We start from the raw sequence: 20390 nt of genomic DNA, 5'->3' as shown, positions 1-20390 counted from the left end.
AGGTATACAATGCGCGCCATCGTGATTCTGCTCAAAAAAGGTGCGTCATGCAGCCCTTCGTAATTGCTCCGTCGATTCTCTCCGCCGACTTCGCCCGCCTGGGTGAAGAAGTGGACAACGTCCTGGCCGCTGGCGCCGACTTCGTGCACTTCGACGTCATGGACAACCACTACGTGCCGAACCTGACCATCGGCCCGATGGTGTGTGCCGCACTGCGCAAGTACGGCGTGACCGCGCCGATCGACGCGCATCTGATGGTCAGCCCGGTGGACCGCATCGTCGGTGACTTCATCGAAGCCGGCGCGACCTACATCACTTTTCACCCGGAAGCCTCGCAGCACGTCGACCGCTCCCTGCAACTGATCCGCGAAGGTGGCTGCAAGTCGGGCCTGGTGTTCAACCCGGCGACCCCGCTGGACGTGCTCAAGTACGTGATGGACAAGGTCGACATGATCCTGCTGATGAGCGTCAACCCGGGCTTCGGCGGGCAGAAGTTCATCCCCGGCACCCTCGACAAGCTGCGTGAAGCGCGGGCACTGATCGATGCTTCCGGCCGTGACATCCGCCTGGAAATCGACGGCGGCGTGAACGTGAATAACATTCGTGAAATCGCCGCTGCTGGCGCTGACACCTTCGTCGCCGGCTCGGCGATCTTCAATGCGCCGAACTACCAAGAGGTGATTGAAAAGATGCGCTCCGAACTGGCGCTGGCCCGCCCATGAGTGGCTTTGAGCAGCTGTTCCCGGGGTCTCTGCCGCGGCTGGTGATGTTCGATCTGGATGGCACTCTGGTCGATTCGGTCCCCGACCTCGCAGCGGCTGTGGATAACATGCTGCTCAAACTCGGGCGTCAACCTGCCGGCATCGAATCGGTGCGTGATTGGGTGGGCAACGGCGTGCACACGCTGGTACGCCGGGCCTTGGCCAACCACATCGACGCCGAGGGTGTCGATGAGGTCGAGGCCGAGCATGCCCTGGAGCTGTTCAACGGCTTTTACGAGGACGGTCACGAGCTGACGGTGGTTTACCCCGGCGTGCGCGACACCCTGAAATGGCTGCACAAGCAGGGTGTCGAGATGGCGCTGATCACCAACAAGCCGGAGCGCTTCGTCGCACCGCTGCTGGATCAGATGAAAATCGGTCGTTACTTCCGCTTGATCATCGGCGGCGACACCCTGCCTCAGAAAAAGCCAGACCCGGCAGCGCTGTTTTTCGTGATGAAAATGACCAACATCCCGGCGTCGCAATCCTTGTTCGTCGGCGATTCGCGTAGCGACGTGCTGGCGGCGAAAGCGGCGGGGGTCAAATGCGTGGCGCTCAGTTATGGCTATAACCACGGCCGGCCGATTGCCGAAGAGTCGCCGGCGCTGGTGATCGACGATCTGCGCAAGTTAATTCCCGGTTGCCTGGATCCGGCCGCTGAGATAACGTTGCCCGACGCTGTTCAACCCCCTTCTGGAAACCCCATCGTGGTGGTCACTCGCAAACTCTGGATGAAAGTCATCAAGGCCCTGGCCCGCTGGCGTTGGCGCGCCTGACTTGTTCCTGGCCGGCATACCGGCGCGTTTGCATACCTGACTGTTAGACCCTCAAGCCAAGAGGCTACCCCATGATCCGCGAAGAATTCCTGCGTTTGGCCGCTGCCGGCTACAACCGCATCCCGCTTGCCTGCGAAACCCTGGCCGACTTCGACACGCCGTTGTCGATCTACCTGAAGCTGGCCGACGAGCCCAACTCCTACCTGCTGGAATCGGTGCAGGGCGGCGAGAAGTGGGGCCGTTACTCGATCATCGGACTGCCGTGCCGCACCGTGCTGCGGGTTCATGACCATCACATCAGCGTGACCCATGACGGCGTCGAGATCGAAAGTCATGAGGCTGAAGATCCGCTGGCCTTCGTCGAAGCCTTCAAAGCTCGCTACAACGTGCCGACCATCCCTGGCCTGCCGCGCTTCAATGGCGGTCTGGTGGGTTACTTCGGTTACGACTGCGTGCGCTATGTGGAGAAGCGTCTGGGCAAGTGCCCGAACCCGGATCCGTTGGGCGTGCCGGACATTCTGCTGATGGTTTCTGACGCGGTAGTGGTATTCGACAACCTCGCCGGCAAGATGCATGCGATTGTCCTGGCCGATCCCGCGCAAGACGATGCTTTCGAACAAGGTCAGGCGCGTCTGGAAGAGCTGCTGGAAAAACTCCGTCAGCCGATTACCCCGCGCCGTGGCCTGGATTTCAGCAAGCAACAGTCTGCTGATCCGGTATTTCGTTCGAGCTTCACCCAGGACGATTACGAAAAAGCCGTCGACACCATCAAGGAATACATCCTGGCCGGTGACTGCATGCAAGTCGTGCCGTCCCAGCGCATGTCGATCGACTTCAAGGCTGCGCCGATCGATCTGTACCGGGCGCTGCGTTGCTTCAACCCGACGCCTTACATGTACTTCTTCAACTTCGGCGACTTCCACGTCGTCGGCAGTTCGCCGGAAGTGCTGGTGCGGGTCGAAGACAACCTGATCACCGTGCGCCCGATCGCCGGCACTCGCCCACGCGGGGCCAACGAAGAGGCGGACTTGGAGCTGGAAAAAGACCTGCTGTCCGACGACAAGGAAATTGCCGAGCACTTGATGCTGATCGACCTGGGCCGTAACGACACCGGTCGGGTCTCGGAAATCGGTTCGGTGAAACTCACCGAAAAAATGGTGATCGAGCGTTATTCCAACGTGATGCACATCGTGTCCAACGTCACCGGTCAATTGAAGGCCGGGCTGACAGCGATGGACGCACTGCGGGCGATTCTGCCGGCGGGCACCTTGTCTGGCGCACCGAAGATTCGCGCGATGGAAATCATCGACGAACTGGAACCGGTCAAGCGTGGTGTCTACGGCGGCGCCGTTGGATACTTCGCCTGGAACGGCAACATGGACACCGCGATCGCGATCCGCACCGCGGTGATCAAGAACGGCGAACTGCACGTGCAGGCCGGTGGAGGCATCGTTGCCGACTCGGTGCCGGCGCTGGAATGGGAAGAAACCCTGAATAAGCGCCGCGCGATGTTCCGTGCGGTGGCCCTTGCCGAACAAACACCGGCAAGCTGAGTTCACGCAAAACCTGTGGGAGCGGGCTTGCTCGCGAAAGCGGAGTGTCATTCACCTCAAATGTTGAATGGAATGCCGCCTTCGCGAGCAAGCCCGCTCCCACAGGTCTAGTCGGTTATCAGAAATCCAGACTGACCCCCACATTGATGCCTTGCTGGGTAAAGTCATCATCCTTGCGGAACGTGTATCCGCCACGCAGCGCCAGATCGGCCGTCAACTTGTGGCTGACCCCCAGGCTCACGCGATTCAAGTGGCTTTGCGGTGTATAGCCGTCCAGTTTGAAGTCCAGGGACGGCAGGCTGTTGAGCGCGATGTTTACTTTCTGAGTGTCATCCTCGTATTCACGCTCATACGCGTATTCGCCGAACACTTGAGTCTGCGCGGTGATCTGATACTTACCCTGCAGACCGGCGCCCAAACGTTTTGAATCGCGAGTCTGATCATCAAAGGTCAGCGCCGTGGAACGAGTGCTGTTTTCCGAATAGCCGTCGACTTCCACTTTTGCGTAATCGGCGCTGATGAAGGGCGACAAGTGCCACTCGCTGCCCGGTTGCGCAATGTCGTAGCCAACCCGTGTGCTGAAGGCCCACAGATAGCCATCGGTATCGCCTTTTTCCGCTCCTTCGCTGGCACCCAGATCGAATTTGCGTTTGAGGTTGTCGTAATCCAGCTTGCCGCCGGTCAACGCGGCATCGGCCCACCAGCGATTCTGCTGGAACTGGGCGAAGGCGGTGGCCAGGTAGCTGTTGAGTTTGTAGTCCGAGTCGTTATTGCCTGCTTCCAGGTTCTGACGATAGAAACCCGCCGCCACACCGACGCGCCAGGCGTCATTGAGACGATAGCTGCCGCCGATGTTCAGGTTGTAACCGCTGCCATCAGCGCTGGCGCCGCTGCTTTGGCTATCGACATCCAGATGCTGGCCGCCACCGGCGACAATCGCGCGCCATTGGCCGACCGCCTGCCAGTTCTCCCAGTCCGATTGCCATTGGCTGCGCAGTTCATCCTGGTGCGCACGCAAGGTAGCGTGGGCCATTTCCGGCAACAACGTCAGCTCCCACGGCGCAGCCAGTAGGGAGTAGGCGTAGTCGGAAATCAGTTTCTGCCCGGCTTCGGTCGGATGAACCCCATCGTTATAAATCAGCTTGCTGGGGTCCGGGGTGGCACTGTTGATGCCATACGTAGGGTTTTCGGTGCAGCTGTTACCGCTGAAGCAAGTCGCCGTCAGGTTCTGGCCTGTAGCAAAACCGAATCGAGCCGGATCGGCGAAGGTTTCCTGCAACAGCAGCGGAATGTTCAACGGGATGATTTCGGCATCGATCCCCGCGAGACGGGTGACCAGTTGCCGGTTGAAGGCAGAGCTCAGTAGTGAGGTGGGTGTCTGCTGGGGCGTGCCATTGATGGCGGGCGTCAAACCCAGGTCGGGCAACAGCCAGACCATAATGTACCGGGCGCCGGCGGTTTGCAGAACCTGGACGCTGTTGGCCAGTCGATCCGCAGCGGCATTCGCCTGAGCGCCACTTTGTACACGTCCCTGAAGAAAATCGTTACCACCCCCGGAAATGTAATACAGCGCATTCGGATCGGCGCTGAAGTTGTTTGTCGGCAGATAGCCCGAGCGTGTGCGTTCACCCGTGGCGGATACGCTGGTGATCGAGGTGAGGATCTGGTCGGTGCGATATCCGCCAACGGCCCAGTTATTACCGTCCGGCAGGCCCTGGTTCGCACGCGCCGCCGAGGTTGAAGCGGCCGTCTGGTCCGGTGAAAACCCGAGCCTTCCACCCAGCAGTTGGGTCGAGTTGGCGGAGTAAGCTTCGCCGCTGCCGTCCTGGTAAACCGGCCCGGTCCGGTTGGTGAAGCGCAGGGTAGAGCCGGGAGGGCCGCCCGTGTCGGTAAACTGCCCGGCATCGTTGAGGCTATCGCCGAAGACGATGAAATTCGAATAAGGGTTGGGCGCTGCGATCGCCTGGGTGCAGGCCGTGGCGAGCAAGCACCCGGCAAGCGGTACAGCCAACGTCTGTCTGATCATGAGCAAGTCCGTTTGTTATTGTTGTAGTGAGCAAAACGACAGTGCCAAAAACTATAGAGCCTGTTGCCGTTCGGCGCGAACCCGTCAATTGTTTCAAGAGCTTCCATCGCCCCATATTGCACGCTCTGCCCAGCTAAGTTACTGTGCCGAGACGTATAAATGAGACCTTCCCCGTGTTGATCGTCAGCAAACTTCTGGATCAAGTCATCAAGGCACACGCCCGTTGGCGTTGGCGCGCCTGAATCCTTCTGCCGGCCCGGCCGGATCTTTACCGCTTTGCCTTCTTTACCCATAAGACAAACCGCTTTGCAGCGCGACTCCAGCGACTGACAAAGCGCAGGACGCTGCGGGTAAATCATTCGAAGGCTGTATTCAAAGTCAGTAAATTCAAGAGGTTCATAACGCCATGTTGCTGATGATCGATAACTACGACTCTTTTACTTACAACGTTGTGCAATACCTTGGTGAGCTCGGCTCCCAGGTCAAAGTCGTGCGCAACGATGAGCTCACCATTGCCGAAATCGAAGCCCTCAACCCGGAGCGGATCGTCGTTTCGCCCGGCCCTTGCACGCCGAATGAAGCCGGCGTGTCGATTGATGTGATCAAACATTTTGGCGGTAAATTGCCGATTCTGGGCGTCTGCCTGGGTCATCAGTCCATCGGCCAGGCCTTTGGCGGCGATGTGGTGCGCGCCCGTCAGGTCATGCACGGCAAAACCAGCCCGGTGTTCCACGAGGACAAGGGCGTTTTCGAAGGCCTGAACCATCCGCTGACGGTCACCCGCTATCATTCACTGATCGTCAAACGTGAAACCCTGCCCGATTGCCTGGAGCTGACCGCCTGGACTCAGCTTGAAGACGGCTCGGTCGACGAGATCATGGGCCTGCGCCACAAGACACTGAACATCGAGGGCGTCCAGTTTCACCCTGAGTCGATCCTCACCGAACAGGGCCACGAGCTGTTCGCTAATTTCCTCAAACAAACCGGCGGCACGCGCTAAGGACTTTTCATGAATATCAAGACAGCCCTGAGCCGTATCGTCGAACAGCTCGACCTCAGCACCGATGAGATGCGCGATGTCATGCGCGAAATCATGACCGGTCAATGCACGGATGCGCAGATCGGCGCGTTCATGATGGCCATGCGCATGAAGAGTGAAAGCATCGACGAAATCGTCGGCGCCGTGTCGGTCATGCGCGAGCTGGCGGACAAGGTCGAGCTCAAGACTCTCGACGGCGTCGTCGATGTGGTCGGCACCGGTGGCGATGGCGCGAACATTTTTAACGTCTCGACCGCTTCCTCGTTCGTGGTGGCGGCGGCCGGTTGCACGGTGGCCAAGCACGGTAACCGTGCGGTCTCGGGCAAAAGCGGCAGCGCCGATCTGCTGGAGGCGGCGGGTATCTACCTGAACCTGACGCCGGTTCAGGTAGCACGCTGCATCGACAACGTCGGCATCGGTTTCATGTTCGCCCAGACCCATCACAGCGCCATGAAGCACGCCGCCGGCCCGCGCCGGGAGCTGGGCTTGCGCACGCTGTTCAACATGCTTGGCCCGCTTACGAATCCGGCCGGCGTGAAGCACCAGGTGGTGGGCGTGTTCAATCAGGCGTTGTGCCGGCCGCTGGCTGAAGTCTTGCAGCGTATGGGCAGCAAGCACGTGCTGGTGGTTCACTCGAAGGATGGCCTGGACGAGTTCAGTCTGGCGGCGCCAACCTTCGTGGCGGAATTGAAGGATGACCAGATCACCGAGTATTGGGTCGAGCCAGAAGACCTGGGCATGAAAAGCCAGAGCCTGCACGGTCTGGCAGTGGATAGCCCGGCGGCCTCGCTGGAGCTGATTCGCGATGCCCTGGGCAAGCGCAAGACCGAGAACGGTCAGAAAGCCGCGGAAATGATTATTCTCAATGCCGGTGCCGCGCTGTACGCCGCCGACCATGCCAGCAGTTTGAAAGAAGGCGTTGCCCTGGCGCACGATGCGCTGCACACAGGCCTCGCTCGGGAAAAACTGGAGGAGTTGGGTGCATTTACCGCGGTATTCAAAGTGGAGAATGAGGGATGAGTGTACCGACGGTTCTGGAAAACATTCTGGCCCGTAAAGTCCAGGAAGTCGCCGAGCGTAGCGCTCGCGTAAGCCTGGCGGAGCTGGAAAGTCTGGCCAAGGCGGCCGATGCACCCCGTGGTTTTGCCAAGGCATTGTTGGCTCAGGCCAAGCTCAAGCAGCCAGCGGTCATTGCAGAAATCAAGAAAGCTTCACCGAGCAAAGGCGTTATCCGCGAGAACTTCGTTCCCGCCGACATCGCCAAGAGTTACGAGAAGGGCGGCGCGACCTGTCTGTCAGTGCTCACCGATATCGATTACTTCCAGGGCGCCGATGCGTATCTGCAACAGGCGCGGGCGGCGTGCAAACTGCCGGTGATCCGCAAGGACTTCATGATCGATCCGTACCAGATCGTCGAAGCCCGAGCGTTGGGCGCCGACTGCGTGCTATTGATCGTCTCCGCACTGGATGACGTGAAAATGGCCGAGCTGGCTGCCGTGGCCAAAAGTGTCGGCCTCGATGTGCTGGTGGAAGTTCACGATGGCGACGAGCTGGAGCGAGCCTTGAAAACCCTCGACACTCCGTTGGTCGGCGTAAACAACCGCAACCTGCACACCTTCGAAGTCAATCTGGAAACCACGCTCGATCTGTTGCCGCGTATCCCGCGTGATCGCTTGGTGATCACCGAAAGTGGCATTCTCAACCGGGCCGATGTCGAGCTGATGGAAATCAGCGATGTGTACGCGTTCCTGGTTGGCGAAGCGTTTATGCGCGCCGAAAGCCCGGGCACCGAACTGCAGCGTCTGTTCTTTCCTGAGCGTGGTATCGCGGTGAGCGGTTCTACACTCGACTGAGTACAAATAGACAAACCGCGGCGCTCCCTTCGCGAGCAAGCCCGCTCCCACATTAGTCCGCGTCCATTCAGACAACGCCGATCCAATGTGGGAGCGGGCTTGCTCGCGAAGACGGTATGAGATGCACAGCAGATTGAACGTCCTATGGATTACCTGATGACCTCACCTATCGCTCTGCCCGTCGAAGCCGGCCTGTTCGCCGAACAGGACCTGTTGGCCCATGTGTGCACCGGCGATTCGGAGTTTGGCCTGCTGTTCTGGCAACCTAACGACCGCGCATTGGTCATGCCGCGACGGTTGAATCGTCTGCCTGGGTTCGAGGCCGCGTGCGAAGTGGCGGCAGCGGCAGGATGGCCGGTGTTGTTGCGTGAGACCGGCGGTGAACCGGTGCCGCAATCGGCTTCAACGATCAACATCGCGCTGGTCTACGCGCCACCGCGTAGCGAGGGCGACCAGAACCGCATTGAAACCGGTTATCGCCGGCTTTGCGATCCGATTTGTCAGTTACTCGATGAACTGGGCGGCGTTTCGTCTTTGGGTGAAATAGAGGGGGCGTTCTGCGATGGACGTTTCAACGTCAACCTTGATGGTCGCAAGATGGTCGGCACGGCTCAACGCTGGCGCCAGAGCAAGGGCGGTACGCGTCCGGTAGGGTTGGTACACGGTGCTTTGTTGCTCGATAACGAGCGTGAGTCGATGGTTGCGGCGGTTAACCGTTTCAATGAAGCCTGTGGCCTGGAGCAGCGAGTTCGCGCCGAGAGCCACATTGCTCTTCATGAAAAATATGCAGCACCTGATGCGTTGGGGCGACTCGACACGTTGTACCGCCAGTTGCTGGCAGACATGTTCAGGGTTTAGCGCGTACCGAAGACCACCATGGTCTTGCCTTTGACGTCCACCAGGTTGCGTTCTTCCAGGTCCTTGAGTACGCGACCGACCATCTCACGTGAACAACCGACAATCCGCCCGATCTCCTGACGGGTCACCTTGATCTGCATGCCATCGGGATGGGTCATTGCATCTGGCTGCTTGCACAGCTCCAAGAGGCAGCGTGCGACGCGGCCGGTAACGTCGAAGAATGCAAGGTCACCTACTTTGCGGGTGGTGTTGCGCAGGCGCTGTGCGATTTGTCCGCTGAGCACGTAAAGAATGTCTGGATCCTGTTGGGACAGCTCGCGGAATTTCGCGTAGCTGATCTCGGCGACTTCGCACTCGATCTTGGCGCGCACCCAGGCGCTGCGTTCCTGTTCCAGGCCGGCCTGTTCGAACAGGCCCAACTCGCCGAAAAAGTCTCCGGAGTTCAGGTAGGCGATGATCATTTCGCGGCCGTCGTCATCCTCGATCAGGATGGTGACGGAACCCTTGATGATGAAGAACAGCGTGTCCGAGCGATCACCGGCACAAATGATGTTGCTTTTGGCCGCATAACGACGGCGCTGGCAGTGCATCAACAGCTTGTCGAGGTTCTTGATTTTGGGTGTTGGGGTAATAGCAACCATGGTTGTATCCCGAAAAGACTTCACGGTGTGTTTGGTTTTCTTATGAGTCGCTGAGGTTGCTACAAAGCTGGCTATGCGCCAGTGAATTGGCGCCAGCTTAACAGACACTTCCTGCAATATTCGAGAATTTACCTACAGCGCAGCGGCTTGCGTCGTAGGAAGGCGAGACGCCGTCAATCAAGGCCTCTGTGCTAAGCTGGCGACCCTTTTTTATACAGTGGAGTCTTGGCGATGAAGGCACGCATCCAATGGGCTGGCGAAGCCATGTTCCTCGGCGAATCCGGCAGCGGTCATGTCGTGGTCATGGACGGTCCGCCCGATGCCGGCGGTCGCAACCTGGGCGTCCGGCCGATGGAAATGCTCCTGCTGGGTGTTGGCGGTTGCAGCAATTTCGACGTGGTCAGCATCCTCAAGAAGTCTCGTCAGGCCGTTGAAAGCTGCGAAGCCTTCCTCGAAGCCGAGCGCGCCACCGAAGATCCGAAGGTTTTCACCAAGATCCACATGCACTTCGTGGTCAAGGGCCGCGGCTTGAAAGAAGCCCAGGTCAAACGCGCCATCGAGCTTTCTGCCGAGAAGTATTGCTCGGCGTCGATCATGCTGGGCGCGGCTGGCGTGGTCATTACCCATGACTACGAGATCATCGAACTCGGTTGAATCGACATTCAACTATCATAAAGGCAGTGCAGACTCTGGCGATCTGAAGCTCGCGTCTGCACCCGAACAGACAACCAAAATCGCCATCGCGAAGAGGTGTTAACCGTCCTACGCAGGTGTGTCGTTCGCATCTGACGGGCATGCTTGATCATGCGGCCGGGCCGCAATACATAGAGAGTGTCTAACGGTGAAAAGCAAACTCAAGCTCCACGGGTTCAATAACCTGACAAAGACCTTGAGCTTCAACATCTATGACATCTGCTACGCGGAAACCCCGCAAGACCAACAGGCTTACGTCGAGTATATCAATAAAGAGTACAACGCGAAGCGCCTGACGCAGATCCTCACAGAAGTTGTCGATATCATTGGCGCCAACATCCTGAACATTGCCAGTCAGGACTATGAACCCCAGGGCGCCAGTGTCACGATTCTGATCTCCGAAGAGCCGGTGACCCCGACCGACAGTCAGATCGAAGAGTCCCCGGGCCCGCTGCCTGAAATTATCCTGGCCCACCTCGACAAGAGCCACATCACGGTGCACACCTACCCGGAAATCCATCCGGACGATGGCATCGCGACATTCCGTGTGGACATTGATGTGTCGACCTGTGGCGTCATTTCACCGCTCAAGGCGCTCAACTTCCTGATTCACCAGTTCGATTCGGACATCGTGACCGTGGATTATCGTGTGCGCGGCTTCACCCGTGACGTAGAAGGCAAAAAGCACTTCATCGACCACGAGATCAACTCGATTCAGAACTACCTTTCCGAAGACACCCGCGACGCGTACCAGATGACCGACGTGAACGTGTACCAGGAAAACCTGTTCCACACCAAAATGCTGCTGAAGAACTTCGAACTGGATAACTACCTGTTCGGCGACGCTACCAGCAACCTGTCTTCTGAGCAGCGTGCCCAGGTGACCGAGCGTGTTAAACACGAAATGCTGGAAATCTTCTACGCGCGCAACATGCCGAGCTAAGATTTTCGAGCACAAAAAAGGCGACTCCCTCACGGCAGTCGCCTTTTTTATTGCGAGTATCCCTTGTAGGAGCAAGGCTTGCCCGCGATTGCGTCCTTGAGATCGCCATCGCGGGTAAGCCTTGCTCCTACGAAAGCCCCTGAGGTCAGATCCGGTAAGTACTCTTGGTCATGACCTTGGCCATCAGGCTCATGCCGAACTTCACCGGTGCCGGGAAGCGCAAACCTCCAGCCTCCAGCGCGCTTTCGGCGTGGTGTTCTTCATCAATGCGCATCTGCTCGAGGATCGCCCGGGACTTTTCGTCCTCGGCCGGCAGTTGCTCAAGGTGTTCGTTGAGGTGTTTGCAGACCTGATGCTCGGTGGCAGCAACGAAACCCAGGCTGACTTTATCGCTGATCAACCCGGCCACCGCGCCAATCCCGAACGACATGCCGTAGAACAGCGGATTAAGAATGCTGGTATGGCTGCCCAACTGTTTTATGCGTTGTTCGCACCAGACCAGGTGGTCGATTTCTTCTTCGGCGGCATGCTCCATGGCGGCGCGCACTTGCGGCAGCTTGGCGGTCAGGGCCTGACCCTGATACAGCGCCTGGGCACAGACTTCGCCGGTATGGTTGATGCGCATCAGGCCGGCGACGTGCCGGGTGTCTTCGTCGCTCATTTGCGCATCCGGCTGAACGATAGCGGGCGAAGGGCGGTACGGCTGACCACTGAAGGGCAACAAGGTACGCATCGCGGCATCGGCTTGCAGCAGAAGGCGGTCAATCGGCGAGTAGTGACGTTGGGTAGTCATGCTGACCTCCGGGAAGAATCTCGGCGGCCAGTTTAACCCAATCGGCCGGGGAAGGTTTGCGCTGGGTCATTTCCGGTGGGGGCATCACCAAACCTGTAGGAGCACGGCTTGCCGGCGATGGCGATCTCAATGACGCCATCGCCGGCAAGCCGTACTCCTACAAGGGCGGGTTATGAATCAGCCCGGCGGCCAATGCATCTGGCGCTGACCCAATACATGCATATGAATGTGATAGACGGTCTGCCCACCCAGTGGATTGCAATTCATGACCACGCGGAAGCCCTCTTCGCAACCCAGCTCCAGGGCCAGACGCTGGGCGGTGAACAGAAGATGCCCCGCCAATGCCTTGTCGTCCTCGGTCAGGTCGTTAAGCGTGCGCACCGCTTTTTTCGGGATCACCAGAAAATGCACCGGTGCCTGTGGGGCGATGTCGTGGAAGGCCAGTACCTGGTCGTCCTCGTAAATGATCTTGGCCGGGATTTCCCGGTTGATGATCTTGGTGAACAGAGTATCCACAGCTGTTTTCTCCGTTGTTTGGGCTGGCCTGAGTGTAACCATGGGTTATGCCCGAGCCCAGCCTTTTACCTTGAGGGGGCGATCAGCGCGGGCAGTAAGCCTTGTTGACCATACCGGCGATTGTCCGGGTCAGCCAGCGCGAGCCGAGCCGCGGCAGGAAGGCGCGCCAGCGGTTGCATCGACCCGGAATAATGATGGCGCGATTTTTCTCCAGTGCCCGCACGGTATAGAGCGCGACTTCCTCGGGGCTCATCAGCATTTTGCTGTCGATCAGCTTGCCAGCGTCCAATTGCGCGGTGCGGAAAAACGCCGTACGGGTAGGGCCGGGGCAGAGCACCGAGACCTTGACCGCGCATTTTTTCAGTTCGACGCGCAACCCTTCGGAAAAGTGCAGCACATAAGCCTTGCTGGCGTAGTAAGTACTCATCCACGGGCCCGGATGGAACGCCGCCACCGAGGCGACATTCAAAATTTGCCCGCCGCCCTGCAGCGCCATGCTGTTGCCGATCGCGTGACATAGGCGAGTGAGCGCGAGGATGTTCACTTCGATCAGGTCCTGCTCGGTCATCCAGTCCTGAGCCAGAAAAGGGCCGCAGGTGCCGATGCCGGCGCAGTTGACCAGCAAATCGATCTGCCGGTCACCTTCCTCCAGCTCCAGCAGAAAACCGGACAGCCGTAGCGGCTCGCCGAGGTCACAGGCTCGGAACAGCACTTCCACGCCAAAACGTTGAGTCAGTTCAATCGCAATACTTTCCAGCTGATCACGCTGACGGGCCACCAGAATCAGGCTGCGGCCGCGCCGGGCCAGCGCTTCGGCCATCGCCAGGCCGATGCCGCTGGAAGCGCCAGTGATCAGAGCGTAACGGGTCATGCATTTCTCCTTCGCAACAGCTCCGCGCCGGCGACGCAGGTGTCACGGACGGGGAGCGCTGTTCATTCTTTCGCAGAGTCTACAGGGGGCTGGGCTTCTTCGGCTGCATCGTCGGCTGAATTTGGCGCTGGCTCTGCTTCCGCGGCGGTTTGATCTTCGATCTCTTCGGTGGTCACGGAGTCACTTTCATAGCTGCTCTGGGTGGCGCTTTCGTATTCGCTCTGAATGGTAGTAAGGCCACCGGTCAGTCCGCCGATGAACAGGATCGCGATAAACACCAGCCATAGTGAAGACAGGACCTTGACCGCGGTGCTGTTGGGCGGTGGTGGCGCACCGTATCGATTGGCGGTGTTATTACCCGGCGCAATCACCATCACGAACGGAAAGATGCTGCCCACGAACGGTACGAGGGTCAGCAGCCAGAGCCAGCCAGACCAGCCAACATCATGCAGGCGCTGGACACTGAACTGAATGCTGACGAACGCGAGCGCCACGAAGAGAATAAAGGCCAGCAAGCCACCGAGAATCAGGCCAGCGGTCGAGTCCGTACTGATGAGGGCCAAGGCGAAAACAGCAAGCAAAGAGCCAACGCTAAGGGTCACCAGCGTCAGCGACATCGTCCAGGCCAGATAACGCAAGCGACCGATCCGACCCTCGAAGCTGAACGGCTTGAGTGTGGAAAACGCAGGCAAGGCTTCGCCAACGGTAGCCTGGGGTGGTGCGTAAGGGGATTCGGGATCTGCCGCGACGGCAGGGGCGTGTTCATGAACGTCAGACAGGTTCAGCTCGATCGAGGGTTCGGATTCGATCCGGGCATCGATACCGGTTTTGGTCAGTGCCCGGAGATAAGTCTGCGCATCGACCTGTGACAGGTCGCGTTTGAGTGCGACCGGCTTGCCACTGAACAGCCGCTCGATGGCAGCCACATCGCTTTTGAACAACTCGGCGAGATTGAGTTTGGCGGTAGTGACGTCAACACCCGGCAGCAGAGCGCCGTCGAACACGATCTTGAAACGGTTTTCGCTCATTGCGAGGCATCCTTGTCGCGAGTGTTTCAGGGGGTATTGCGTGTGGAGTGTAAGGCCAGCCGGAATGGGCTGGCCAAGTTTTACTGTCAGCGTGGCCAGCGCTTGGGCAGCGCTGCCGCCAGTTCCAGCGCTTTGCGGTACTCGGCATCAAGGCGAGCGACCAATTGATCGACACTCGGCAGGTCATCGATCTCGCCGACACCCTGGCCCGCGGACCAGACGGTTTTCCAAGCTTTGGCTTCATCGTTAATGGGCTTGAGTTTGGAGCCGAAGTCTACCTGGCCCTTGCCTTGCAGCGCTGCCATGTCGAAACCCGCAGCCTCAAGGCTCTGACGCATAAAGCTCGCCGGTACTCCCGACACCGCTGGAGTATGGACGATGTCCGCGGCTCTGGAAGTCAGCAGCATCTCTTTATAGGCGTCAGGCGCATGACTTTCGGTGGTGCCGATAAATCGCGTTCCGAAGTAGGCCAGATCCGCACCGAGCAGTTGTGCCGCGAGAATCTCGTGGCCGTGGTTCAGGCAACCGGCCAGCAGCAGGGTCTTGTCGAAGAATTGGCGGATCTCGGCAATCAGCGAGAACGGGCTCCAGGTTCCGGCGTGTCCACCGGCGCCCGCTGCCACGGCGATCAAACCGTCGACCCCGGCCTCGGCGGCTTTCTCTGCGTGGCGACGAGTCGTCACGTCATGGAACACCAGACCGCCATAGCTGTGCACTGCATCGACCAGTTCTTTCACAGCTCCGAGGCTGGTGATCACAATCGGCACTTTGTGCTCGATGCAGATCGCCAGGTCCGCTTGCAGTCGCGGGTTGCTGTTGTGGACGATCAGGTTCACCGCATAAGGCGCCGGATTCTCCAGTGTCGCCAACCCTGCTTCGATCTCTTCCAGCCAGGCCTTGAAGCCGCTGCTCTCGCGCTGGTTCAGCGCAGGAAAGCTGCCCACCACGCCATTACGGCAGCAGGCGAGCACCAGTTGTGGGTTGGAGATCAGGAACATTGGCGCTGCCACCACAGGCAGACGCAGGCGTTGTTCGAGCAGAGCGGGCAGCGACATTGGAAGTACCCCGGTGAGTTGTGCTTGTTGGAGTTAGAACGGCCGAACGACGACCAGAATTACAATGGCCAGCAATATCAGAACCGGCACTTCATTGAACCAGCGATAAAAGACATGACTGCGGGTGTTCTCGCCACGGGCAAAGCGTTTCACCTGGGCGCCACACATGTGGTGGTAGCCGATCAGGATCACCACAAGGGTCAACTTGGCGTGAATCCACGCACCTTGACTGAATATGCTTGGGTTCAGGCCGATCAGTGCGATGCCGAAAATCAAGGTGGCGATCATCGCCGGCCCCATGATGCCGCGGTACAGCTTGCGCTCCATGATGCTGAAGCGTTCCTTGCTGACGGTGTCCTCGCTTTGGGCATGATAGACAAACAGGCGCGGCAGATAGAACAGGCCGGCAAACCAGCAGACCATGCTGATGATGTGAAGCGCTTTGAGCCACAGATAAAGCATTTTTAGTTATTCCCAGGTTCACGGTAGCCCGAATAGTAGAGAAAGTGTCCCGTCTGGGACATAACTGTTCAATTTTGACAGCGGCTTTTGCGTCCATACTGCGTCGCCGCTCCTCGCCATAGCGCGCTATGACTCGTCGCGGCGCCTTGTCTGGCCACAAAAGCCACTCGCCAAAAGTTGAACGTTATGCCCCAGACGGGACACGTGAGCCGCCACACGTCACCTTGACGGTTGTCGCAGAGCCGCGCGGCCCCTATTATCGACGGCTTTCCAGTGGGTTCGTTGAGGGCAGGTTTATGGTCAAGGTCGGTATCGTCGGCGGCACGGGTTACACCGGTGTCGAACTGCTGCGTCTGTTGGCGCAGCACCCGCAAGCTGAAGTGGCAGTCATCACTTCCCGATCCGAGGCCGGTCTGGCCGTGGCTGATATGTATCCGAACCTGCGCGGTCATTACGACGGTCTGGCGTTCAGCGTTCCGGACATCAAGACGCTGGGCGCTTGCGACGTGGTGTTCTTCGCCACGCCTCATGGTGTGGCTCATGCACTGGCGGGTGAACTGTTGGCTGCCGGTACCAAGGTCATTGACCTGTCGGCGGACTTCCGTCTGCAAGACGCTGATGAGTGGGCCAAGTGGTACGGTCAGCCGCACGGCGCGCCGGAGCTGCTGGAAGAGGCGGTTTACGGTTTGCCGGAAGTCAATCGCGAGCAAATCAAGCAGGCTCGCCTGATCGCTGTGCCGGGTTGCTACCCGACTGCTACGCAATTGGGTTTCCTGCCATTGCTTGAAGCCGGCCTGGCCGACACCACCCGTTTGATCGCCGACTGCAAATCCGGTGTCAGTGGTGCCGGTCGTGGCGCGTCTGTAGGTTCGCTGTACTCCGAGACGTCGGAAAGCATGAAGGCTTACGCCGTAAAAGGTCACCGTCACCTGCCGGAAATCCGCCAGGGCCTGCGTCGCGCAGCGGGCAAGGACGTCGGTCTGACTTTCGTTCCGCACCTGACGCCAATGATTCGAGGCATCCACTCGACGCTCTACGCGACGGTCGTGGATCGCTCGGTGGATCTGCAGGCGCTGTTTGAAAAGCGTTATGCCAACGAACCGTTCGTCGATGTCATGCCCGCTGGCAGCCATCCGGAAACCCGCAGCGTGCGCGGTGCCAACGTTTGCCGCATTGCGGTGCATCGTCCACAGGATGGTGACCTGGTGGTGGTGTTGTCGGTGATCGACAACCTGGTCAAAGGCGCGTCGGGGCAGGCGGTGCAGAACATGAACATCCTGTTCGGGCTGGATGAGCGCCTGGGCTTGTCTCACGCTGGCATGTTGCCGTAAGGCTTTAGCCCGCTCAGCAAAAAGGCCCGTCTGACGGGCCTTTTTGCATTTCGAGCCGGCAATCGGGTTTATTGATATACCGTAACAATAGTTGACCGATTTTCTAGGAGAAGCGGATAATGCGCGTCATCACGCATTATGGCGGCGTAACGCCGGGAGATAGTTAGCATGAGCGTCGAATCCTTCACCCCCACGGCTTTGCAATTCACCCACGGTGCCGCGCACAAGGTGAAGAGCCTGGTCGATGAAGAGGGGAATGATCGCTTGAAGCTGCGCGTATTCGTTACGGGCGGCGGTTGTTCAGGTTTTCAGTACGGCTTCACCTTCGATGAGGAAGTGGCCGATGACGACACCATTGTCGAGCGCGAAGGGGTGAGTCTGGTCGTTGATCCGATGAGCTTCCAGTACCTGGCAGGTGCCGAGGTGGATTATCAGGAAGGTCTGGAAGGTTCGCGCTTCGTGATCAAGAATCCGAACGCCAGCACCACGTGTGGCTGCGGCTCTTCGTTCTCGATCTGATCGTAATCTACCGCATCACCAAGCGCCGCATGGCCTCAGGGCTCTGCGGCGTTTTGTTGTCTGGGATTCGGTATGGCTAGTCAGGCAGGGTAAATGGCGCCGAGTACGCGCAGGCCACGGGCGCCGGTGACGCTAGGGCGATTGGCAGCGATGCCTTCAAGGCAGCAATGGGCCAGCCAGGCGAAGGCCATGGCTTCGACCCAGTCGGGGTCTACACCGTAAGCCGCGGTGCTGCTGACCTTGGTGTTCGGCAGCAAGCTGGCCAAGCGGCTCATCAGCGTGACGTTGTGGGCGCCGCCGCCGCAGACCAACAGTTCCTGGGTATCTGATTGAGCGCTTTGCAGTGACTCGACGATGGTCAGGGCTGTCAGTTCGAGCAGGGTTGCCTGCACGTCTTCGGCGGCGAAGGTCGACAGTTTCGATAGATGCTGTGTCAGCCATGGCAGGTTGAACACTTCGCGGCCGGTGCTCTTTGGGCCTTTGGTCACGAAAAATGGATCACTCAGCAGTTCGTTCAGCAGATCCGGTTCGACCTTGCCGCTGGCAGCCCATTGGCCATCGCGATCAAAGTTGTCGCCGTGTTGCTGGTGAATCCACGCATCCAGCAAGACATTGCCCGGGCCACAGTCGAAACCCGCAACAGGCTTGCCAGGTTCAATCAGGCTGAGGTTGCTGAAACCGCCAACGTTCAATACCGCGCGATTGCCTGCGCGCTCTTCAAACAACGCTTCGTGAAAGGCTGGGACCAGTGGGGCGCCTTGTCCGCCAGCCGCAACATCGCGGCTGCGGAAGTCGCTGACCACGGTGATGCTGGTCAACTCGGTCAGAAGGGCAGGATTGCCGATCTGCACGGTGAAGCCGCGCGCCGGTTCGTGGCGAATGGTCTGGCCGTGGCTGCCAATCGCGCGAATGTCTTCGGGTTTCAAGTTTTGTTGGTCGAGGAGGGTATGAATGCCTTGTGCTGCCAATTTCACCCAGTTTTGCTGAGCGATGGCGGAGCGGGCAATCTCGTCCGGGCCGCTGGCGCACAAGCCAAGCAGCTCGGTGCGCAGGGAGTCAGGCATTGGGGTGTAGTGCGTGGCGATCAGTTTGATCGCCGGGGCCAGCTCGACCAGCGCAATGTCCAGGCCATCGAGGCTGGTCCCGGACATCACACCTATATAGAGCGTCATGGCTTAGCGCTTGCTCGAAGCTAGCTGCGTGGATTTTTCTTGATCCATGCGCGCCATCAGCGGTTGGCTCTGCGCGAGGAAGCGTGCGCGTTCCGCCTTGGAGATCGGATCTGCCATCGCTACCTTTTGGCCTAGTGGGTCGACGTGCACGCCATTGACCTGGAACTCGTAATGCAAATGCGGTCCGGTGGAAAGTCCGGTGGTGCCGATGTAGCCGATCACCTGGCCTTGTTTGACGCTACTGCCAGTCTGCACGCCTTTGGCAAAGCCCTGCATGTGGCCGTAAAGCGTACGGTAGGTGTTGCCGTGCTGGATGATCACGGTATTGCCGTAGCCGCCACGGCGACCGGCCAACAACACTTTGCCGTCACCGGCTGCCTTGATTGGAGTGCCACGCGGCGCTGCATAGTCGACGCCTTTGTGAGCGCGGATCTTGTTCAGGATCGGGTGCTTGCGGCCCATCGAGAATTTCGAGCTGATACGGGCGAAGTCTACCGGGGTACGGATAAACGCCTTGCGCATGCTGTTGCCGTCAGCAGTGTAGTAGCTGCTGTTGCCTTGTTTATTGGTGTAACGCACGGCGGTGTAGGTCTTGCCGCGGTTAGTGAAGCGAGCGGAAAGGATTGGGCCATTGCCGACGGCCTTGCCGTTGACGACTTTTTGTTCGTAGATGACATCGAACTCATCACCCTGGCGAATATCCTGGGCGAAGTCGACGTCATAGCCAAACACGCTGGCCATGTCCATGGTCAGGCTGTGGGACAAACCGGCGCGTGTAGCGGACTGCGACAGCGAACTGTTGATCACACCATGAACGTAGGCAGAGCGCACGGTCGGCTTGGCGGTAATGCGGTTGAATGCATAACCCTTGTCATTCTTGGTCAGGGTGATGCTTTCGACATCGCTGACCTTGCTGTGCAGATTGGTCAGCTGGCCATCGGGGCTCAGTTCGAATTCAAGTTTCTGGCCGTGTTTGAGTTGGCTGAACTGCTTGGCCTGCTTGTCACTGGCCAGCACCTCATGCACTGAAGCTGCTGGAAGGCCGACTTTCTCGAACAGTGTGGAGAGTGTATCGCCTTTGGAAACGATCACTTCCCTGTGGTTTGGAGACTTTTTTTCTTCGATCACAGGCGCCGGCGCGGGCGCGGCCTGAGCGGTTTCCTGGGGTTCTTCGGCGCTGTTTTCGATCTGAGCGAAAGGGGAAGCTGCTGGCTCATTTGTGGCCTGGACGGCCTCGGCAGCGTCTTGATCTTGTGTCAGTTGTTCCGCAGGGCTTTCCAGTTCAAGACTCAGGGTCGTCTTTTTGGCTTCAACATCACTGGAAGGAAATACCAGAAGCGCCAGGCTCAGAAGGGCGGCGATGCCACTTGCTGCGAGCAGGTGGGTCTTCGGGTAAAGCGGCGGCGCTTTAGACGATTCTTTGGTCATAGGTAATTTTTGACTTTGAAAAAGATGAATTGGAAAAGATGAATGACATGATGAAGATGAAATAACTGTATA

The 20390-nt window shown here is 58.7% G+C and carries 22 protein-coding genes; 11 read left to right on the top strand and 11 right to left on the bottom strand.

The window, feature by feature from the left end; all coding sequences use genetic code 11:
• The first annotated feature begins 47 nt into the window (after positions 1-47).
• The 3 genes from rpe to trpE all read left to right on the top strand — a co-directional run bounded on the left by rpe (position 48) and on the right by trpE (position 3090).
• On the top strand, positions 48-722 hold the full coding sequence (rpe, locus tag ACMXYH_RS29510; protein WP_008027088.1) for a ribulose-phosphate 3-epimerase: 675 nt from the start codon (positions 48-50) through the stop codon (positions 720-722).
• Entirely contained in the window at positions 719-1537 is an 819-nt protein-coding gene (locus ACMXYH_RS29505) for a phosphoglycolate phosphatase (protein WP_415765729.1), read from the top strand. Before rpe ends, ACMXYH_RS29505 begins: the two co-directional genes overlap by 4 nt.
• 71 nt (positions 1538-1608) lie before the next feature.
• On the top strand, positions 1609-3090 hold the full coding sequence (trpE, locus tag ACMXYH_RS29500) for an anthranilate synthase component I (RefSeq protein ID WP_415765728.1): 1482 nt from the start codon (positions 1609-1611) through the stop codon (positions 3088-3090).
• Positions 3091-3208: 118 nt separating this feature from the next.
• On the opposite strand, the gene estP is transcribed toward trpE, so the two are convergent.
• Both estP and ACMXYH_RS29490 read right to left on the bottom strand, forming a co-directional pair.
• A complete protein-coding gene (gene estP, locus ACMXYH_RS29495; protein WP_415765727.1) occupies positions 3209-5116 on the bottom strand; it encodes an esterase EstP in 1908 nt (635 codons plus the stop codon).
• Positions 5113-5409 carry a hypothetical protein gene (locus tag ACMXYH_RS29490; protein ID WP_165353211.1) on the bottom strand — a complete coding sequence of 99 codons (297 nt, stop codon included), beginning with the start codon at positions 5407-5409 and terminating at the stop codon, positions 5113-5115. Before ACMXYH_RS29490 ends, estP begins: the two co-directional genes overlap by 4 nt.
• Before the next feature lie 113 nt (positions 5410-5522).
• Here ACMXYH_RS29490 and ACMXYH_RS29485 point away from each other — a divergent pair, with 113 nt between their 5' ends.
• From ACMXYH_RS29485 to ACMXYH_RS29470, 4 genes are all read left to right on the top strand, one after another.
• A complete protein-coding gene (locus tag ACMXYH_RS29485) occupies positions 5523-6116 on the top strand; it encodes an aminodeoxychorismate/anthranilate synthase component II (RefSeq protein WP_033056198.1) in 594 nt (197 codons plus the stop codon).
• A 9-nt stretch (positions 6117-6125) separates the two neighbouring features.
• Positions 6126-7175: an anthranilate phosphoribosyltransferase gene (gene trpD, locus ACMXYH_RS29480; protein ID WP_415765726.1), complete on the top strand. Its 1050-nt coding sequence runs from the start codon at positions 6126-6128 to the stop codon at positions 7173-7175.
• On the top strand, positions 7172-8008 hold the full coding sequence (gene trpC / locus ACMXYH_RS29475) for an indole-3-glycerol phosphate synthase TrpC (RefSeq protein WP_134104586.1): 837 nt from the start codon (positions 7172-7174) through the stop codon (positions 8006-8008). The genes trpD and trpC overlap by 4 nt, the downstream gene beginning before the upstream one ends.
• Positions 8009-8164: 156 nt before the next feature.
• Complete coding sequence (locus ACMXYH_RS29470; RefSeq protein ID WP_415765724.1) at positions 8165-8866, top strand: lipoate--protein ligase family protein; 702 nt, start codon at positions 8165-8167, stop codon at positions 8864-8866.
• Here the strand turns inward: ACMXYH_RS29470 and crp are convergent.
• Positions 8863-9507 carry a cAMP-activated global transcriptional regulator CRP gene (gene crp, locus ACMXYH_RS29465; protein ID WP_008147233.1) on the bottom strand — a complete coding sequence of 215 codons (645 nt, stop codon included), beginning with the start codon at positions 9505-9507 and terminating at the stop codon, positions 8863-8865. The genes ACMXYH_RS29470 and crp overlap by 4 nt on opposite strands.
• A 231-nt stretch (positions 9508-9738) precedes the next feature.
• Here crp and ACMXYH_RS29460 point away from each other — a divergent pair, with 231 nt between their 5' ends.
• The gene (locus ACMXYH_RS29460) at positions 9739-10161 is read left to right on the top strand and encodes an OsmC family protein (protein ID WP_030130026.1); all 423 of its coding nucleotides are present in this window, start codon (positions 9739-9741) and stop codon (positions 10159-10161) included.
• A gap of 187 nt (positions 10162-10348) precedes the next feature.
• Positions 10349-11143, top strand: a complete 795-nt coding sequence (gene speD, locus ACMXYH_RS29455; protein WP_129440736.1) for an adenosylmethionine decarboxylase — start codon at positions 10349-10351, stop codon at positions 11141-11143.
• Positions 11144-11288: 145 nt separating this feature from the next.
• Here the strand turns inward: speD and coq7 are convergent, their stop codons facing one another.
• The 6 genes from coq7 to hemJ all read right to left on the bottom strand — a co-directional run bounded on the left by coq7 (position 11289) and on the right by hemJ (position 15868).
• Positions 11289-11936, bottom strand: coding sequence for a 2-polyprenyl-3-methyl-6-methoxy-1,4-benzoquinone monooxygenase (gene coq7, locus ACMXYH_RS29450; RefSeq protein WP_129440738.1), 648 nt, complete (start codon positions 11934-11936; stop codon positions 11289-11291).
• 177 nt (positions 11937-12113) lie between these two features.
• Positions 12114-12452: a histidine triad nucleotide-binding protein gene (locus tag ACMXYH_RS29445; protein ID WP_129440740.1), complete on the bottom strand. Its 339-nt coding sequence runs from the start codon at positions 12450-12452 to the stop codon at positions 12114-12116.
• A gap of 82 nt (positions 12453-12534) precedes the next feature.
• Positions 12535-13323 carry an SDR family NAD(P)-dependent oxidoreductase gene (locus ACMXYH_RS29440; protein WP_129440742.1) on the bottom strand — a complete coding sequence of 263 codons (789 nt, stop codon included), beginning with the start codon at positions 13321-13323 and terminating at the stop codon, positions 12535-12537.
• A 62-nt stretch (positions 13324-13385) separates the two neighbouring features.
• A complete protein-coding gene (locus ACMXYH_RS29435; protein WP_415765723.1) occupies positions 13386-14351 on the bottom strand; it encodes a DUF805 domain-containing protein in 966 nt (321 codons plus the stop codon).
• An 86-nt stretch (positions 14352-14437) separates the two neighbouring features.
• Complete coding sequence (locus ACMXYH_RS29430) at positions 14438-15406, bottom strand: NAD(P)H-dependent flavin oxidoreductase (RefSeq protein ID WP_129440746.1); 969 nt, start codon at positions 15404-15406, stop codon at positions 14438-14440.
• A gap of 33 nt (positions 15407-15439) precedes the next feature.
• Positions 15440-15868, bottom strand: a complete 429-nt coding sequence (gene hemJ, locus ACMXYH_RS29425; RefSeq protein WP_046052338.1) for a protoporphyrinogen oxidase HemJ — start codon at positions 15866-15868, stop codon at positions 15440-15442.
• 296 nt (positions 15869-16164) lie between these two features.
• Here hemJ and argC point away from each other — a divergent pair, with 296 nt between their 5' ends.
• Positions 16165-17199, top strand: coding sequence for an N-acetyl-gamma-glutamyl-phosphate reductase (gene argC / locus ACMXYH_RS29420; RefSeq protein ID WP_415758939.1), 1035 nt, complete (start codon positions 16165-16167; stop codon positions 17197-17199).
• 168 nt (positions 17200-17367) lie between these two features.
• Entirely contained in the window at positions 17368-17718 is a 351-nt protein-coding gene (gene erpA, locus ACMXYH_RS29415) for an iron-sulfur cluster insertion protein ErpA (RefSeq protein ID WP_007947969.1), read from the top strand.
• Positions 17719-17798: 80 nt separating this feature from the next.
• Here erpA and ACMXYH_RS29410 read toward each other — a convergent pair whose 3' ends face one another.
• Together ACMXYH_RS29410 and ACMXYH_RS29405 are read right to left on the bottom strand one after the other, a co-directional pair.
• A complete protein-coding gene (locus ACMXYH_RS29410) occupies positions 17799-18890 on the bottom strand; it encodes an anhydro-N-acetylmuramic acid kinase (protein WP_415765722.1) in 1092 nt (363 codons plus the stop codon).
• A gap of 3 nt (positions 18891-18893) precedes the next feature.
• Positions 18894-20318, bottom strand: a complete 1425-nt coding sequence (locus ACMXYH_RS29405) for a peptidoglycan DD-metalloendopeptidase family protein (protein ID WP_415765721.1) — start codon at positions 20316-20318, stop codon at positions 18894-18896.
• Positions 20319-20390: the final 72 nt, after the last annotated feature.

It is taken from the genome of Pseudomonas frigoris (assembly GCF_047758635.1).
GTDB classification, from domain to species: Bacteria; Pseudomonadota; Gammaproteobacteria; order Pseudomonadales; family Pseudomonadaceae; genus Aquipseudomonas; species Aquipseudomonas frigoris.
Note: the sequence above shows the minus strand (reverse complement) of the source record. Positions and strands in the feature narration are given on the sequence as shown.

Bases quoted from the DNA above. Each gene is read 5' to 3' on its own strand.
- rpe (WP_008027088.1), top strand. From the start codon at position 48: ATGCAGCCCTTCGTAATTGCTCCGTCGATTCTCTCCGCCGACTTCGCC.
- ACMXYH_RS29505 (WP_415765729.1), top strand. From the start codon at position 719: ATGAGTGGCTTTGAGCAGCTGTTCCCGGGGTCTCTGCCGCGGCTGGTG.
- trpE (WP_415765728.1), top strand. From the start codon at position 1,609: ATGATCCGCGAAGAATTCCTGCGTTTGGCCGCTGCCGGCTACAACCGC.
- estP (WP_415765727.1), bottom strand. From the start codon at position 5,116: ATGATCAGACAGACGTTGGCTGTACCGCTTGCCGGGTGCTTGCTCGCC.
- ACMXYH_RS29490 (WP_165353211.1), bottom strand. From the start codon at position 5,409: ATGGGTAAAGAAGGCAAAGCGGTAAAGATCCGGCCGGGCCGGCAGAAG.
- ACMXYH_RS29485 (WP_033056198.1), top strand. From the start codon at position 5,523: ATGTTGCTGATGATCGATAACTACGACTCTTTTACTTACAACGTTGTG.
- trpD (WP_415765726.1), top strand. From the start codon at position 6,126: ATGAATATCAAGACAGCCCTGAGCCGTATCGTCGAACAGCTCGACCTC.
- trpC (WP_134104586.1), top strand. From the start codon at position 7,172: ATGAGTGTACCGACGGTTCTGGAAAACATTCTGGCCCGTAAAGTCCAG.
- ACMXYH_RS29470 (WP_415765724.1), top strand. From the start codon at position 8,165: ATGACCTCACCTATCGCTCTGCCCGTCGAAGCCGGCCTGTTCGCCGAA.
- crp (WP_008147233.1), bottom strand. From the start codon at position 9,507: ATGGTTGCTATTACCCCAACACCCAAAATCAAGAACCTCGACAAGCTG.
- ACMXYH_RS29460 (WP_030130026.1), top strand. From the start codon at position 9,739: ATGAAGGCACGCATCCAATGGGCTGGCGAAGCCATGTTCCTCGGCGAA.
- coq7 (WP_129440738.1), bottom strand. From the start codon at position 11,936: ATGACTACCCAACGTCACTACTCGCCGATTGACCGCCTTCTGCTGCAA.
- ACMXYH_RS29440 (WP_129440742.1), bottom strand. From the start codon at position 13,323: ATGACCCGTTACGCTCTGATCACTGGCGCTTCCAGCGGCATCGGCCTG.
- ACMXYH_RS29435 (WP_415765723.1), bottom strand. From the start codon at position 14,351: ATGAGCGAAAACCGTTTCAAGATCGTGTTCGACGGCGCTCTGCTGCCG.
- ACMXYH_RS29430 (WP_129440746.1), bottom strand. From the start codon at position 15,406: ATGTCGCTGCCCGCTCTGCTCGAACAACGCCTGCGTCTGCCTGTGGTG.
- hemJ (WP_046052338.1), bottom strand. From the start codon at position 15,868: ATGCTTTATCTGTGGCTCAAAGCGCTTCACATCATCAGCATGGTCTGC.
- argC (WP_415758939.1), top strand. From the start codon at position 16,165: ATGGTCAAGGTCGGTATCGTCGGCGGCACGGGTTACACCGGTGTCGAA.
- erpA (WP_007947969.1), top strand. From the start codon at position 17,368: ATGAGCGTCGAATCCTTCACCCCCACGGCTTTGCAATTCACCCACGGT.
- ACMXYH_RS29410 (WP_415765722.1), bottom strand. From the start codon at position 18,890: ATGACGCTCTATATAGGTGTGATGTCCGGGACCAGCCTCGATGGCCTG.
- ACMXYH_RS29405 (WP_415765721.1), bottom strand. From the start codon at position 20,318: ATGACCAAAGAATCGTCTAAAGCGCCGCCGCTTTACCCGAAGACCCAC.